A 15400-nucleotide genomic window follows, 5' to 3' on the forward strand; every position below is an offset into this window, starting at 1 on the left:
CGCGGGTAGCTCGTAGCTGCACTTGTGAAAGTGCGGTGGAGCGCAGTCTGACGCGAGAGATCGATGGACGCAGTCTACCGTCGCCACTGATAATCCCATCGCTCGGACACGGGGCGGGCTTCATCCAGCAGGTCACATGTCAGTTCCACCAGATCGGTGCCTGGCGGGATCTCCACGTTCAGGCTTACGCGCCAGCCGTTGGTTTCAGGGTTTGACTGCACCTTGCAGCCCACCAGCTTAGCCGCTCCGCCACGTACATTGACTCCGCACTGGGGGACCCACTCGCCGGCCTTGGTCGCGCCGAGGGCCCCCTTGGCAAAGTCCACCACGAACGTGCAGACATTCGGAAGATCCAGCGCACGGGGCGCAGCCCCCCAGCGGGTGGCGATGACCCGGGCCAGGGGATGGGTGTGAGTGTCCTGCCAGTGCAGGTTGTAGGAAATACGCATGGGCTGGGTGGCGGTGGGCAGATTTTCCGGCTCCCAGAATGTCACGATGTTGTCCCAGGTCTCCTCACCGGTGCTCAGCTCAATGAGGTGCAGACGGCCGCGGCCAAATCCCTCACGGGGCTCCACCCACACGGCGGTGCGCTCATGATAGCGGGCCTCCAGATCCTGGAAGTTCCGGAAGTCACGGTCCCGCTTCTGTAGGCCAAAGCCCTTGAGCTGGTCGATGCCGAACACGCTGTGACGCATCTGTTTGCCGTTGTCCAAGGGACGCCACACCACGGGCTGCCCTTCCTGCTCAAAGAGGAGCCCATCGGAATCATGCACCTCGCGCCGGAAGTCTTCCGGCTTCGGTTGGGTGTTTTCCCCGAACCAGAACATGCTCGAGAACGGGGCCACGCCGAGCAGTGCCACGGGCTTGCGGAGAAAGAGCGACGCCGTCACCGCAGTGGTCGTGGTGGCTGCATACTGCACTTCAAATTCATAGGCCCCAGTGATGCTGGGACCGTTGAGCAGGGCCAGAAAACGAAACGTGGTGTCTCCCTCCTTGGGCTTGAAGAACCAGATGTGGGTGAAGTCCGGGAATTCCTCGGGGGCGCCGCCTACGGTATTGATGGCAATCCCGCGGGCCGACAGTCCCCATCCCAACCCGGCGCCCACGGCGCGGAAGTAGCTGGCCCCGTTGAAAGCGAGAAACTCGGGACGATTGCCCGTCGCGCGGTCCACTGCCGCGATCTTGAAGCCGGTGTAGCCGTCAGGGTAGGAAACGCCATCCGGTACTTTGAGACCAAAGTAGTCAAACTCCTTGGGATCGAACGGCACCTTGGTCGGTTGGCCAGATTGGATCTCATAGAAGTGCACCGGCTTCTTGAACATCCAGCCAGGATGGAAAAACTCCACGGCCACTGGGCCTGCATTCGCATAGTGGGAGCGATCCTTGCGGAACTGGATGCGCCGATGGTCGTCGTAGTTGAGCTTCGAGAAGAACGGGTCCAGATCTGGGGTCGGGATCACATGCGGTTTCTGCGCCAGTTCTGATGCATAGGCCTCAAGGTCAAGCAGGTTGCGGATGTCTGGCGGCTCCGGATCCCGCCCGGAAAGGCCTGGAACAAGCCCAAAGAGCAAGGCGAAAACCGCGAATCCCGCGGAGGGGTGAGACAGAAAGTGCATGGTAATTTCCATAGTCCCCAGTTTTGGGGACGGATTTGAGACGGCGGCGCATTGGCTGCTCGTGAGACGAGGCTGGCCTTTGACCTATTCACCGGACTTCTGTTTCTTTTTTCTCAACGGAGTTGCGATTTAGATCCGGTCAGTGAATGGCTTTAGTTTGGAAAAACTCAAGAATGGATCGTAGAGACACGACCTTCCGGGTCTAAGAATCTTCATAAGCTCGCATTTAGCCTCCTGTGGAACAATGCGATCAGGTTCACACAGCAGACACCCCTTCTTTGTTTGCCTTGAATCGTGTGGCGGGTTTTCTCATCTGCGCTGCGCGCATGGAACTTTGCGTGGGGCCGCGTCCAGGATGCATTCATCGAACCCGGAGGGTTCGGAACCAGGGCGGGCATCCTCCCTTGAGGGAGTTGTCGCCCATTCACTTCGTCACGCCAGCCCCAGGGCTGGGGGCGGTGCCTCCCGTTATCTCCGCGATGTTTCCCTCCTTGACGGCATCTTTGGAGTGGATCAGCCACATCACGGCCTTGTTGGGGATGCCGTAGCTCGATCCGGTGGCTGGAGGAGGCTCCTGCTGGGGGTTCAGAGACCGGTTGTTGCGTAGCACGAGACCCTCGGATGATGAAATAACAAAGTGCGGCCCGGCACCGCATTCAACGGTGTTGCCTTCAATGACGAGGTTTTTGAACACCGGGTCGGCACGCAGTTCGGAGCTGCCGTTCGTGGCGGTGATCGAGATGATGCCCGCCTGACTGGACCAGGGGGCGGCGCAGAACCAGCCCCCATTGCGGATGGTGTTGTTGCGGATGATCAACCCTTCAATGCCAGCGGCGGCACCAGCGGGGAGCTCGGGACAAACGACGAGGCCATGCGGTGTGTCGAGCGTGTTTCCTTCCATCAGCCCGCCTGCTTTCAGCAGCACACGTCCGGGACTGTGCAGGTGGTTGTTGCGGAAGATGAAGCCGTTGCCCATGCGATCGGGTGAATACACGCAGTCACCGGGAGCGAGGCTGGTCGGCGCGTTCAGCGTCACCACGATGCATCTGGGGCTGACCTTCCAGAGTGACCAGGTCGCCGCTTCACGCAGCTTTTGCAGCACGTCCTCAGAGAGACCCGCTTCGGCTCTGCTCACCACCTTGCGGGAAGTGATGCGGAACTCGGGGCCTTTCACGGCCTGGCGCAGGCGGTCACCGTTTTGCACGCCATCGGTGAACTCATCCCGGCTGGCGAGGACCACCGTGCCGCCTTCGTTTTTCAACACCAGATAGTCCGAAGACTGCACGCTCCAGGAGTCATCACCAGCGTGGGAGATTTCGCAATCTTCGACCACGGGGCCTTTGCGGATGGTCTTGCTTTGAAAGGCATCCCAAGAGGTGCTGAGGAGCCGGATCTCCGTGGCTCCCACCGGCTTGGGCCCCGGGACGATCTTGCATTGAACGAAGGAGGAGCCGCCTTCGCCATCGGCTTCGAGAATGCCCATGCCCGGAGCGCTGTGCACGGTCACGTCGCGGAACGTGATCCGCTCACACCCGTCCACCGAGATGGCATGAGGGGCTCCCGTTTCCTGACCGGTGCTGAGTGAAACCAGATCACCTACCTGCGCTGCCCTGGCAATGCCGGGGAGGCGGACTCGCACTACATCCACTGCCACCATCTCTGCTTTGGTGCCCCAGAGGAAGGGCATGCCCTTTTTGCGGTAGTGGGTCCTCGGGTCCACCACGTCGATGCGCGAGTACGGCTTGCGGGGATAACCAGCGTGAAGCTTCACGTCGATCGAGCCGTTGTCTGCCGCAGCGGCGATGACTTCGCCTTGAGTGAAGGGCAGGGGATCATAGTCCACGGTGAGACCTTGCAAGGTCAAGCCGCTGCAGCGGTGCAGACCGATGGCTCGCATCAGCTTGGTCCCCAGCAGGATCACTCCGTCCGCGACGATTTCCACGTCCCGGGCACCCTGGATTAGCCACAACTCGCCTCCACCCTGCGGGCCGAGCCGATAGGTGCCGGGCGGAATGACGATGCGTTTCTCGCCTCGCTGAAGGGCGGCCTTCACTTCGGCGCGAAAGTCCGCGGTTGGCTCGGCGCTCCGCAAGGTGACGGTGGCAACGAACAACAGGCACCAACTCAGGCTCAAGCTTAAAACAGGGCGCAGCATAAGGAGCAGGGAGCCTATGCCGGGAAATCCAGCCCGAACAATGTCCGACTTGCACCAATTCCCGGCCTACTCCACGAGGCGCCCGATGTTCAGCAGCGCCGCCTCACTGTTGGCGGGGCCTACGATCTGCATGCTGGTCACCGGGAAGCTGGAGCCTTGCATGGGCACCGGCACGGCCAGGGCGGGTACGCCGGCGTAGCTCGGGGCCATGGTGCACTGAATGCTCATGAACTTGGCCTCGAAGATCCCGGTGAAGAACCAGTTCAACTTGAGCGGCGGCTTGCTGATCACTGGCAGCACGATGGCATCCACCTCGGCGAATTTCTGGTTCAGGAGGGCTACGAACTGGTCACGCTCGGCGATGGCGGCCTTGCGTTTGGTCTCGTCTTTGAAGCGGCGGGAGAAGATGATGTCGCCCACAAAGAAGGCCTTCCTGGCCCGGTTCTCGATGCCCTCATCGTTCTCGATCTTCTGGTTGTTATACCATGAAGCTGCGGCGGCCACGAGGCCTCCGTTTTCCTGTGCCTTCAGCCACTGCTTAAGGAAGTCTTTGTCCATCGGTACCACCTGGAAACCGCGGGCGGCCAGCCGCGCGTCGATAGCGCGATCAATGGCCGGGTCGGTGTCGGGGACCCGCAGCCGCCCGATGCGGACGACAGCGGCGGTTGGTTTGGCAGCTTTGGCCTTCGCGTATTTCGACGCAAACCCCTCCTCCAGCAATCCCATGCCCGTGACCAGGCCGTTCACGTCCCGCGCGATCGGACCCACGGTGTCGAGGTAGTTGGGAGAAATGGGGTACACGCCCTTGGTCGAGATGGCCCCGAAGGTCGTCTTCAACCCCGCCACTCCACAACAGGCAGCCGGCACCCGGATGGAGCCTGCTGTATCCGTGCCCAATGCCACATCGGCCAGACCCAGGCCCACCGCCGATGCCGAGCCGCTGGAGGAGCCGCCGGGAACGCGGGTTTTGTCCACCGGATTGACCGGGGTGCCAAAGTAGTCATTGGAGCCGGACACACCCACGGCGAACTCGCTGAGGTTGGTCTTGCCCACGATCACCACGTCGTTGCGCTTGCGAATCAGGCGCAGGCATTCCGCGTCCTGGGCCGCCGGTTTGCCGTGCTTGTAGTAATGCTCGGACCCCGCCGAGGTGACCTCGCCCTTCATGTCGATGAGGTCCTTCACGCCCAGTTTCAGCTTGGTGTTGCCCGCTGGAGGCGGACGATAGCTGATGAAGGCGTGCGGCGGAGGCGTGGCGGCCTGTTTGTACGTCAGCGGAGAGCAGCTGCTACCGCCCAACACCTGAAGCAAACCCAGAACCGCTCCAGAAGAGCGGGTGACGCAGCAGAGAGGCACAAGGCAGGCGCTCATGAAGAATTCATAAGGCCTGGAACAAATCCCGGCAAGCTTCTATGGGTAGAACTTAAGCCATGGGGAAAGTCGATAAGGAACATGCCCCCAAGGGCTTGCGTGCTCCTACTTCTGCCAGAACCACTTGAACCGGCGCTTGGGAGGCTCGGCAGGCGGGGGTGGCACGGGAGGAAGGGATGGCTTCTCCACGTAGGCAGGCCGCGGGATGGGGGCCGGCCCTTCGATGATGACCGTCATGCCCTTGGTGATCAGCTTCACCAGTCGCACCACATCCCAGTTCGCGGTGCGCATGCAGCCGTGGCTCGCGCTGCGCCCGATGGTTTGTGGCTGGTTCGTACCGTGCACACCGATGCCGGCGCGATTCAATCCAATCCACATCACTCCCACCGGGTTGTTGGGACCAATGGGCAGTTCGTAGTAGTTGCTGGTGCGCACCCCGTATTCCAGCACGCCCTTGTCCCAGCGGAAGGTGGGCAGCTGGGTGATGCCGACGATCTTCCAGGTGCCGGGTGGGGTGGCGAGATAGCCACTGCCCGGGGTGATGGGCAGGCTGGCGAGCAGCTTGTCTCCTTCATACACACCCAGCAGTTTTTCGCGTGTGTCGATGCGAATCACCCGGTTCAGAAATTCCGGCACTTCTGGCAGGCTGGGGACCGGTTCCAGCTGCTCGATGAGGAACGGTTCCACGTTCGGGACCTTCACCACGTCCCCCGGCTTGAGCTTGCTCATCTTGAGCGGCTGGTTGATGAACTCGAGCAGATCCGGCGAGCAATGGAAGCGCTCAGTGAGAAACTCCAGCAGCGAGTCGTAGGGCAGATACTTCTTCCGGCTCTGGGCGGCGGGTGAACTGGGCAGCTCACCGACAAAACGGGTGTCTTCTTCCCGGATCGTGTAGGTGGTGTACAGCTGGGTGACGCTGGAAACGTCCAGCGTGTGGTTTTCCACCTCTGTCTCCGGCAGACCGTGCGACTGCTGATAGCGCCTGAGGGCCTTGGTGGTGAACTCACCGGGACGGCCATCCACTTTGCCGGGCCCAAACAAATGGGTGTCCAGAAAGATCTGGAGGCGCAGAATGGGCTCGATCGGTTCCGGGGCCTTGGGCAGCTCCACCACGGGGATCGCCACAGGGGGAGGTGGGGTCTGAGCCCGGAGCATGCCGGGGGCGTTGGCCAAGACGAGCAAGGCAAGGAGAAGCTTTTTCATCGGGGGCAGTCGGAAGAAAGATGCCTCATGAACCCGGCAAAGCAACCAGGGAAGGGCAACGGGCATTCCTTCTGGTACGGGCGTGGGGCATAAGAAGGACGTTTGTTGTCCCAGCCAGTTTCTCAAGAGGAGCTGTCTTCGGCGAAAGATAGGACCACTGCCTCATGCTGCTTCCATTCCAGTATGAACTCCTTTCCGTTCCCCAACTCCTGCCCGGAGCGCTCGTTCCGTACGTGTTGCACGGGTTTATTGAAGCGGAGGTTCACAGGGAGTGTCGAAGATTTGAGTCCTACGGAATTACCCCCTCCCAGTGAAGTTCCCCGGATTTCAGGATTCAGGCATAGATAAAGCAAGGTCCGCCCCGACGGCAGTTTCCAGTAGGTGATCTCATAGCCGTGCTCCCTCTCGCCTGCGTTGGCGAGGCGCACCCAGGGAGTGATCCCGGCATCTGCCACATGACGCATGAAGACCTCACGCTTCATCGCCGCCTCAAAACCCGCTTCACGGTAGGCATTGTACCACTGTGGAGAGAGGTTCATCAGCACCGCACGACCTTTGCCTTGCGCTTTGACTTGATTGGTCGGCTGGGTGCGCACGGCCTTGTGAAACCCGCTGTCGTCCAGGATGCAAGTGTTCTTGTTGGTCAGGAATTCTCGATAAGTCTTCCAGGAGTAGTTGGCATCCTGATCCACCTCCACCCAGAGGGTGCCCCCAAAGATGTCTGCCTGGCGCATCTTCGGATCGTGTTTCACGCCAAACAAATCGTCCAGGCCGCCCCCTTCAGCGCGGCCTCGGCCGTGCTGGTCCCACACGCCTGGCAGATAGTCGGCGATCACGGTGCCGCCACTCCGGCAGAACGCCTGAATGGCACGGATTTCAGCGTCGGACAAACACAGGCATGCAGGCAGGATGAGCACGCGATATTCATCGGGCACGCCTTTCTGAATCACGTCCACATAGCTGAGGAAGTTGTACTGCAGGCCGCTGTCACGCAGCATGTTTTCCCAAGCGCGACGAACATGGGCGGCGCTTGCGAGCCGCTCATCGGCATTGCGGTTGACCCATGTTTTGCGGTGCGCTTCGGCATCAAGAATCCAGCCGAGCTGAATGCTTGCGTGGCTGTAGTAGATGGCGACCCTGTCATGCCGCCATTGGGCGCCGGCCATCAAGGGGCCGACCTTGTCGCCTGCTTCACGCAGGGCTGGAGCCACCTGCGCATGCCATTCCCTCGAAGTTGCCCCATCGAACCAACCCTCCACCCAACCGATGTGCCCGCGGTTGCCGTGGGCCAGGTAGTACCATGTCTGCCAGATGGTGTCGTTCACACTCTTGTGAAAGTGCGTGGTCACAGCGGGGAGCGCCCCTTGGGGATTGAACGACCGGATTATGGCCTGTGAGGATCCCAGATTGTAGCTCTCGATGAACTGCACCTTGCGCATCAGCCGGGCATAGTCATAGCCGCCAAAGGCACTGGGTGCTTGGCCCCCGACCAGACCGCAGGGCGTTGCGGGATCCAGCGTGTTGGCATGTTCCACCAGCCGGCCAATGAAATTGCACCACTGGGCGTCATTGAAGGTCCACTGGTCCATGAGCGGACTGGCATCGAATTCCGCCACGTTCCACTCGGCAAGCTTTGGGCGCAGGTCCTCATAGCTGATCCATCGATCCCGTTTCGGCACGTGGTCCGTGCCGTAAACGGTGGCCAACCAACGGGGATAAGCTGACGCATCATCGGTCACCTGCCACATCGTGGGGTGCACGAAGTGTCCCCAGGAAGGCTCATCATCCAGTGCGTAGGCGGCCCGCATGGGGGAGGTTGAAGAAGCCGCGATGTTTCTCCGCATGACAGTCTGCAGTTTCGCAAAGGTGTCGGCGTTGAGCGGTGCGGGACGCAAACCGGTGCCGTGGACTTCATTGAGATGGGGCTTCACCTTGTCACCATCCCACAGATGCAGCACCCCTTTGCCTGCCACGTGATCCACATAGAATCGCAGGCCATGCTGGTTGATCCAATCCAGCCTGCCGGTCTTGGACTGGGCGGTGCCGATGTGGTCGTGATCGATGAAAGCCCCGTTGTAGCCGTGGTCCCGCGACCATTTCCCGGAGGCATCATCATAGCCAATGCCCCACTGGTAGGTCCATGGCATGTAGATCCAACCCGGCCAGGCCTTTCGTGCCCACGCGGCATCCTGTTTCACCGCGCGGAAGTCCTCGGAGGTGCGGATGTAATTCTCGTATGGATCTTCCGCTGCGGGCAGACAGGTCAACAGACCGCCAGAGGCGAGGAAGAGGAGTGACCAGCGCATGCGGCATATGTACAGGTTCCGCGGGTGGGGACTTGCAGACAAATGGGTGGGGTAACCAACTCCGATGGAGTTGTATCCAAGGAGCGGCGGTTTGTGCTTGCACAACCGCCGGTGGTGGCCGGAGGAAGACGGATCTCAAACAAGCAGGCAGCGATGGGGCCGCATGCGACGATAGGAATCTGACGGTCAGTCGCTCCGATTCCAATCGGCGGTTGTGCAAGCACAAACCGCCGCTCCTTGGGGAAGATACGAGCGCGGATCCTGGCGATGCTGAGGAGGAGGCAGCCCGCAGATGCGAGACTACCAGGTTTTGTAGCCGAGGAACTTGCCGTTCATCACGATCTTTACCCGATCGCCTTTCAGGTCGGGCACCCGGTCGATGTCCATCGTGAAGTCGATGGCGCTCATGATGCCGGGGCCGAATTTCTCTTCAATCAGCGCCTTCAAGGTGGAGCCATAAACATAGATGATTTCCTGAAAGCGATACTGGAGGGGTTCCTTGGAGATCGTGGAGGCAGCCTCGCCTTTGTTGGCATACTCCGTCAGGGCAAGAGCGATTTCCGGGCCCAGATCCAGAAAGGCGGCCACCTGTCGGGCGGCTTCTTCAGGCAGGGCATTTTCACCCAGGCAGGCGGAGGTGGTGTACACCTCGGAGAGTCCTGCGGCCTGGGCAATGGCGGCCCAGGTGGTTTGTCTGGCGGATTTGGCGGCGAGGATGGCTTCGGTCAGGGCAGTCTTGTTCATGACGGTTTGGAGTTTGGTTTGTATGAGTTGGATTTGAATGAGGGACAATGGATATAGGAGTCAACATTGCAGGGTGCAATGCGTCCCGGAGTGTTGTTGGGAGCATTGTTCAGGAAAGGGCCGGCACGGCCGCAGAGACGGCGGCCAGCGCCTCCTCATAGAGATCTTCCCGGAAGAGGGCTCGGACCCGATCGCGGGTCATCTGAGGCAGATCCCGACCCAGGCCGTGGGTGCGAATCTCGTCGATGACCCAGCGGGCCTTCGCCTCTGTGGGACGGCTGGCATCATGGCGGCTGAAGATGATGGCATCCCGGGCATCCGTGCTGCGGCGTCCACCCAGTTGATAGGGGCCTATGAGAGCATTGCGCATGGCCTCCACCGGCACCCCCAGGTAGCTACGCGAGGCCATCAATGCGGCCAGGGAGGGACGGTTCGAGGGTTTATCGCACCACCGTGCCGCCTCAATCAGGGCAGAGAGCAGGCCCATGTGCTCCTCATGCCGGTCGAGCTCAAACTCGCTGCGCACCATGAAGACCTTCTCCGGGTGCATGGGGTCCAGTTCTGAACTCAGGGCCACGCATTGACCTACGCCGCGAAGCAATCCCACGGAGGTCCATGGTTCGGCCACGCAATAGCCGTCCAGATGGCCCTGCTCCATGCATTCGGCCACCAGCGGGGGCGGGACAATGGCCAGATCCACATCATGGTCGGGATCCATGCCACCGGAGCGCAGCCACTTGCGCATGAGATAGTGTTGGGAAGAGTATCTCAGTACCCCGGCAAACTTGAAGCGACGGCGACCGCGATGCTTTCGCACCACCTCGCCGAGAGACGAGGCATCTGTGACACCCAGCTCGACCAGTTCGTTTGAAATCGCGATGGCATTGCCGTGGTGCGCGAGCATCATGCCGGTCAAGCAAGACACAGGGGTGACATCCAGGCCGTGGGAGATCTCGATGACCATGCTCGCCGGAGCATGGGCCGCATCCAGTTCGCCATGGAGCATCTTTTCCCGCACCGATGCCCAGCCTGCCTCCCGCGAGAGGCGTACGTCCAACCCGCGTCGCACAAAGAGTCCCAGCTCATGGGCTGCGATCAGCGGGGCGCAGTCCGTGAGGGGCACGTAGCCGATGGTGATGCGCCGGAACGACCGCGCCCGGGCGGCTTTGGCAGGCTTTTTCTTGGTGGCGGGCATAGGGCAGTATCACCGCCAACAGGAAGCGGGCCAAGCTGCCGATTGTGCGAAGCGCTGAAACGATTTGAACTGATTGATGAATCAGATTGCACAATCTGCACCTGCCCGGCACTGGGCATGCTGGCAGATGGAGTCATGGATGATCTGGTTGAGTCCCGTCATTTGCGAGTGTTTGTCACCGTGGCCCGCATGGGTAACATGCGGCGTGCGGCCCGGGAGCTGCATCTTACGCCATCGGCGGTTTCCCACGCTCTGAAGGCGTTTGAAGAGTCGATTGGCTGCCCCTTGTTTGAACGCACGACGCGGCGTCTCATGCTGACCCAAGAGGGCACCAGGTATCTGCCCGAGGCTGCCCAGCTTCTGGAAGGGCTGCAGCAGCTTCATGGCTCAGCGCGGCGGAATCTGGACCGCAAAGCATCCCGATTGCGAATCGGTGCCAGCCCCACGGCCTGCCAGTATCTCGTGCCCGCTGTGATCCGTGAGTTCAAGGAAAGTTGTCCAGACGTCTCCATCCAGATCACACAGGGTTCTGCCGCGATGATCGCCCAGGAGCTGACGGAGGGGCGCATTGATCTTGGCCTCTGTCCGCGTACGCCGGATCACCGTGGCCTGACCTGTCTTTCCATCGCCTCAGACGCGCTGTCATTCATCATGCATCCGCTTCATCCCTGGGCTCAGGCGGGACGGGTGAATCGCAGCGAGATCGGCACTCAGCGTTTCGTTCTCGCTGAGAGCCGGTCCTTTACCAAGCGTCTGATCGATGACTACTGGCGCAGGGAGAAGATCAGCATCCAGCCATTCATTGAAATCGGCAACGAAGAGGTCATCAAGGAACTCGTACGGCTCGACATCGGGGTCGGCATCTTTCCCGCCTGGCTGGCGGCTGATGAGCTGGGCAAGGGGCTGCTCACAACGCTGCCGCTCGGCAGGCGGCCTCCCGTGCGGGAATGGGTGATGTGCCATCGGACGCATCACCCGTTGAACTTCGGGGAAACTCTGTTCGTAGGCATCAGTCGCTTGGTGGCGGCCAATCGCATCGGCTGGTCGCGTACGGGATAGAACGCTTCTGAAGTTTGGAGTTCAGCTTGGAAACCCCATCTTGCACAAGCCCACGATGAACGCCACGAGCCCCGCCGCGGTGGAGAGGCTGCGCAGGTGGTTCCACATGGTCCACACGCGCAAGTAGTACTGCCAGAACTCCTGACCGTCCCGGCTGTAAGGATCGGCCGCGGCGAGGCGGTTGTTGAGCGGCACGTTGTACGCCATGGTGATGATCAGGCTGCCCACCAGGTAGCAGACGCTGCCACGCACCAGCCAAGGACCGCCGCTGCCCGAGGAGGTCATGATCGCGAGGATGAGGATGGTCGCACACAGCGCGCTGGTGCCCAGGAAGAGCAGCAGGAACCACGGGGTGAGGATCTTGACGTTGATCGCCTGCATGGCTGCCATGCCCTCCGCCGCGGGACGGCTGCCCAGGGCCTGCATGATGAAATGGGAAAAGGCGAAGAACAGTCCCGCCATGAGGCCGCAGCCCACGGCGGCGACCCCAGAGAGGATGAAAAGCAAAACGAGGTTCATAGAGGGGAGCAGAGAGAATTCGTTCTATTGACCGCTGACGGACTCCTCCACCCAGCGGAGATACGCAGGAAGACCTCGCTCCACTGGCATTGCCAGGATCTCAGGCACATCGTAGGGGTGCAGAGCCTGGAGGCGTGCTTCCAGCGCATCGTAGGCGGCTGGAGTGGTCTTCATCTGCGCCAGGACTTCTCCTGCAGTTTCCACCTTGCCTTCCCACCGGTAGATGGAGGTCACGGCAGGATTGAGATTCACGCAAGCTACGAGCTCCTCCTCCACTAGGGTGGTGGCGATGTTGTGCGCCACCGTTTCATCAGGAAACGTGCAAAAGACGAGCAGGACAGCGGGCGATTCCTCGGGCATGGCGGCATCGTCGTGTGAAACCGGGCATCCCGCCAAGTTGAAAGGTAAAAAAACGGGAGACATGAGGCCGGTTCGCTGACAGGATTCGGGAGGATCTCCGCCGCTCCCCACGGCCACCCGTTGCCCGCCCTGGAAGGATGAAATCGAGCTTTTTCGACAAGATTGTCAAACGCATGGACCGCCTGGAACCGGCGGATGTGCAGCGCTACCTTTTGCGTCTGGTGCAGGAGAAGGGGTTCTTTGAAAAAGTCTTCGAGGCGCTGCAGGAGGGGGTGATCCTGCTGGATGGCGAAGGGGTGGTGACTTACGTGAACCGCGCGGCGTGCGGCTTCTTTGGGTTTGATCGCGAAGTCATTGTGGGCCGCAGTCTGGCGGAAGGCATCCGCGGTTTTGACTGGGAACTGCTGGCGAAGTCCGGCGGCTCCGTGAGCCGGGACCTGGAGGTGTTTTATCCCGAGAACCGCTATCTCAATTTTTACGTCACCGCGATTGATGAGCATGAGGATCTCGGATTCGTGATGCTGATCCGTGACATCACCCAGACGCGCAAGCTCACGGAGGAAAAGATCGAGAGCGAGCGCATCTCCGCCCTCACCATGCTGGCCGCCGGCGTGGCGCATGAGCTGGGCAATCCGCTCAACTCGCTCACGATCCATCTGCAACTGCTGGACCGCCGGCTGCGCAAGCTGAAGGCGGCCGAGGCGGCCCGCCTGCGCGAGATGGTGGAGGTGGCGCAGGGAGAGATCAAACGGCTCGACTTCATCATCGGCCAGTTTCTCGCCGCCATCCGTCCCACCCATCCGCAACTGCAACGCGTGCAGTTGAATGAGCTGATTGAAGAGGCGGTGAAATTCCTCGCACCCGAGCTCAAGCAGCACAAGGTGGACGTCCGGCTGGACCTCACGCGCAGCCTGCCGCTCATGCCGCTGGATGCGAACCAGATGAAGCAGGCGTTTTACAATCTGATCCGCAACAGCACCCAGGCGATGGGGGAGGGGGGGCGTCTCACCATTATCAGCACCTTCACCGACTACGAAGTGCGTCTGACTTTTGCCGACACAGGCAAGGGGATCTCGGGTGAGAACTTGAGCAATCTCTTCCAACCCTTCTTCACCACGCGGAAGACGGGCACTGGCCTCGGCCTGCTCATTGTGCGCCGCATTGTCCGCGAGCACGGCGGCGAGATCGAGCTGGAGAGCCGGGAAGGGGAGGGGACCAAGGTCAACATCTACCTGCCTCGGGTGGAGAAGCAGATGCGCTTCCTGGAGGCACCGGCACCCCCGGTGGTGGAAGTGGATGTTGGGGAGGACCCTGCCCGGGAAGGGAAGAAGGGGCACCAAGATCAAGGTTGAGAGAGGAGGCTGACTCCATGAAACCACCCGACCCCGCTGCGGAACTGCTCGCGATTCTGCGCGAGACGCGCACGCTGGTAGCACTGCCCGGCAATGACTTTGTTTGGACGCGTTGGGAAAATGCCGCCGAGGCGCTGGCCGAACTGGACGCTTTCCTGGCAGATCTGCATACAGGGACTCTCTCCCAGTGGTGTGATCTGGAGATGCTGTTCGCTCCCACAGGGCAGTTGCAGGAGCTCAGCATGAGCAGCGGCTGGGGCGAAAGATATCTGCATCTCGCCGCCCGGTTTGATGCCGTGCTGGGGAAGAGCTGATCCGCTTTCGCAGTCAGCTCTCGTTGCGGGCGGACGCCCGGCTTCTTACACGTTGAAGCGCCACTCGACGACGTCGCCGTCCTTCATGATGTACTCTTTGCCTTCGATGCGCAGCTTGCCCTTTTCACGGCACTTGGCGTAGGAGCCCAGTTCGGAGAGGTCGGTAAAGGCGACGATTTCGGCGGCGATGAAGCCGCGTTCGAAGTCACTGTGGATGACGCCGGCGGCTTGAGGCGCCTTCATGCCCTTCACAATGGTCCAGGCGCGCGTTTCTTTCTCACCGGTGGTCAGGTAAGTCTGCAGACCTAGCAGGCTGAACACGCTCTTGATGAGTCGGGACACACCGCTGTCTTTCACACCCAGGTCGGTGAGGTAGGCGGCGGCCTCTTCGTCGGAGAGATCAATGAGTTCGCTTTCAATCGCGGCGCTCACCACCACAGCGGAGGCGGCGTGAGCGTGGCTCACGTACTCGCGCACCTTGCTCACCAGCGGGTGCTTGTCGGGATCATTGCTTGCCTCAGCCAGTTCGTTCTCGGAGACGTTGCACGCGTAGATGCAAGGCTTGCCGCTGAGAAGGAAGAAGCTCTTGAGCAGCTTGGCCTCTTCGTCGCCGAGTTCGAGGGTCACAGCGGGTTTGCCAGCATCGAGGTGCGGGATGAGCTTCTCGCAGAGGGAAAATTCGGCCTGGGCTTCCTTGTTGCCACGCTTCGCTTCTTTCTCTGAGCGGTTCTTGCGCTTGGCCACGCTGTCCATGTCGGCCAGGATCAGCTCGGTGTTGATGACTTCGATGTCACGGACGGGATCAACATTGCCGTCTACGTGGTGAATGTCGGAGCTCTCAAAGCAGCGCACCACGTGCACGATCGCGTCCACTTCGCGGATGTGGCTGAGGAACTGGTTGCCGAGGCCTTCACCCTGGCTGGCGCCTTTCACGAGACCGGCGATGTCTACGAACTCAATGGCGGCGGGGATCAGCTTCTGGGAGCCGCTGATTTTGCTGAGTACTTCCAGACGATCATCCGGCACCACCACCACGCCCTGGTTCGGCTCAATCGTGCAGAAGGGGTAGTTGGCCGCCTCCGCCTTCCGCGTGCGGGTGACCGCATTGAAGAGGGTGGATTTGCCAACATTCGGAAGACCAACGATACCGGCGCGCAACATAGGGCGGGCAGAGTAGCGGACTTGGCACTTGGCGCAAGCGCGGAA

13 protein-coding genes are annotated in these 15400 nt (G+C 60.9%); 3 read left to right on the forward strand and 10 right to left on the reverse strand.

Going from position 1 to position 15400, the window contains the following annotated elements:
- Positions 1-74: 74 nt before the first annotated feature.
- From BV034_RS01565 to BV034_RS01595, 7 genes are all read right to left on the reverse strand, one after another.
- Positions 75-1616 (reverse strand): glucan biosynthesis protein, encoded by a 1542-nt coding sequence (locus BV034_RS01565; RefSeq protein WP_081887517.1) that lies wholly within the window; start codon positions 1614-1616, stop codon positions 75-77.
- Between the two features lie 424 nt (positions 1617-2040).
- Positions 2041-3750: a right-handed parallel beta-helix repeat-containing protein gene (locus BV034_RS01570; RefSeq protein ID WP_265592510.1), complete on the reverse strand. Its 1710-nt coding sequence runs from the start codon at positions 3748-3750 to the stop codon at positions 2041-2043.
- A gap of 87 nt (positions 3751-3837) precedes the next feature.
- Entirely contained in the window at positions 3838-5142 is a 1305-nt protein-coding gene (locus tag BV034_RS01575; protein WP_050023447.1) for an amidase, read from the reverse strand.
- Between the two features lie 105 nt (positions 5143-5247).
- Positions 5248-6345 (reverse strand): L,D-transpeptidase family protein, encoded by a 1098-nt coding sequence (locus tag BV034_RS01580; RefSeq protein ID WP_050023449.1) that lies wholly within the window; start codon positions 6343-6345, stop codon positions 5248-5250.
- Positions 6346-6467: 122 nt separating this feature from the next.
- Positions 6468-8651: a beta-galactosidase trimerization domain-containing protein gene (locus tag BV034_RS01585; protein ID WP_050023451.1), complete on the reverse strand. Its 2184-nt coding sequence runs from the start codon at positions 8649-8651 to the stop codon at positions 6468-6470.
- A gap of 300 nt (positions 8652-8951) precedes the next feature.
- The gene (gene cynS, locus BV034_RS01590; RefSeq protein ID WP_050023457.1) at positions 8952-9395 is read right to left on the reverse strand and encodes a cyanase; all 444 of its coding nucleotides are present in this window, start codon (positions 9393-9395) and stop codon (positions 8952-8954) included.
- 109 nt (positions 9396-9504) lie between these two features.
- Positions 9505-10590 carry a CmpA/NrtA family ABC transporter substrate-binding protein gene (locus tag BV034_RS01595; RefSeq protein ID WP_050023459.1) on the reverse strand — a complete coding sequence of 362 codons (1086 nt, stop codon included), beginning with the start codon at positions 10588-10590 and terminating at the stop codon, positions 9505-9507.
- A 135-nt stretch (positions 10591-10725) separates the two neighbouring features.
- Between BV034_RS01595 and BV034_RS01600 the strand changes: the two genes are divergently transcribed.
- Positions 10726-11649 carry a LysR family transcriptional regulator gene (locus BV034_RS01600; RefSeq protein WP_265592511.1) on the forward strand — a complete coding sequence of 308 codons (924 nt, stop codon included), beginning with the start codon at positions 10726-10728 and terminating at the stop codon, positions 11647-11649.
- A 21-nt stretch (positions 11650-11670) separates the two neighbouring features.
- On the opposite strand, the gene BV034_RS01605 is transcribed toward BV034_RS01600, so the two are convergent.
- A complete protein-coding gene (locus BV034_RS01605) occupies positions 11671-12168 on the reverse strand; it encodes an anthrone oxygenase family protein (RefSeq protein WP_050023462.1) in 498 nt (165 codons plus the stop codon).
- A gap of 24 nt (positions 12169-12192) precedes the next feature.
- The gene (gene cutA / locus BV034_RS01610; RefSeq protein ID WP_265592512.1) at positions 12193-12591 is read right to left on the reverse strand and encodes a divalent-cation tolerance protein CutA; all 399 of its coding nucleotides are present in this window, start codon (positions 12589-12591) and stop codon (positions 12193-12195) included.
- Between the two features lie 74 nt (positions 12592-12665).
- Between cutA and BV034_RS01615 the strand changes: the two genes are divergently transcribed.
- Complete coding sequence (locus tag BV034_RS01615) at positions 12666-13880, forward strand: ATP-binding protein (RefSeq protein WP_050023466.1); 1215 nt, start codon at positions 12666-12668, stop codon at positions 13878-13880.
- 17 nt (positions 13881-13897) lie between these two features.
- Entirely contained in the window at positions 13898-14194 is a 297-nt protein-coding gene (locus tag BV034_RS01620; RefSeq protein WP_265592513.1) for a hypothetical protein, read from the forward strand.
- Positions 14195-14239: 45 nt separating this feature from the next.
- Here the strand turns inward: BV034_RS01620 and ychF are convergent, their stop codons facing one another.
- Positions 14240-15355 (reverse strand): redox-regulated ATPase YchF, encoded by a 1116-nt coding sequence (gene ychF, locus BV034_RS01625; protein ID WP_050023470.1) that lies wholly within the window; start codon positions 15353-15355, stop codon positions 14240-14242.
- Between the last annotated feature and the right edge of the window lie 45 nt (positions 15356-15400).

It is taken from the genome of Verrucomicrobium sp. BvORR034, from assembly GCF_000739635.1.
Lineage (GTDB): Bacteria > Verrucomicrobiota > Verrucomicrobiia > Verrucomicrobiales > Verrucomicrobiaceae > Verrucomicrobium.

Bases quoted from the DNA above. Each gene is read 5' to 3' on its own strand.
- BV034_RS01565 (WP_081887517.1), bottom strand. From the start codon at position 1,616: ATGCACTTTCTGTCTCACCCCTCCGCGGGATTCGCGGTTTTCGCCTTG.
- BV034_RS01575 (WP_050023447.1), bottom strand. From the start codon at position 5,142: ATGAGCGCCTGCCTTGTGCCTCTCTGCTGCGTCACCCGCTCTTCTGGA.
- BV034_RS01580 (WP_050023449.1), bottom strand. From the start codon at position 6,345: ATGAAAAAGCTTCTCCTTGCCTTGCTCGTCTTGGCCAACGCCCCCGGC.
- BV034_RS01585 (WP_050023451.1), bottom strand. From the start codon at position 8,651: ATGCGCTGGTCACTCCTCTTCCTCGCCTCTGGCGGTCTGTTGACCTGT.
- cynS (WP_050023457.1), bottom strand. From the start codon at position 9,395: ATGAACAAGACTGCCCTGACCGAAGCCATCCTCGCCGCCAAATCCGCC.
- BV034_RS01595 (WP_050023459.1), bottom strand. From the start codon at position 10,590: ATGCCCGCCACCAAGAAAAAGCCTGCCAAAGCCGCCCGGGCGCGGTCG.
- BV034_RS01600 (WP_265592511.1), top strand. From the start codon at position 10,726: ATGGATGATCTGGTTGAGTCCCGTCATTTGCGAGTGTTTGTCACCGTG.
- BV034_RS01605 (WP_050023462.1), bottom strand. From the start codon at position 12,168: ATGAACCTCGTTTTGCTTTTCATCCTCTCTGGGGTCGCCGCCGTGGGC.
- cutA (WP_265592512.1), bottom strand. From the start codon at position 12,591: ATGTCTCCCGTTTTTTTACCTTTCAACTTGGCGGGATGCCCGGTTTCA.
- BV034_RS01615 (WP_050023466.1), top strand. From the start codon at position 12,666: ATGAAATCGAGCTTTTTCGACAAGATTGTCAAACGCATGGACCGCCTG.
- BV034_RS01620 (WP_265592513.1), top strand. From the start codon at position 13,898: ATGAAACCACCCGACCCCGCTGCGGAACTGCTCGCGATTCTGCGCGAG.
- ychF (WP_050023470.1), bottom strand. From the start codon at position 15,355: ATGTTGCGCGCCGGTATCGTTGGTCTTCCGAATGTTGGCAAATCCACC.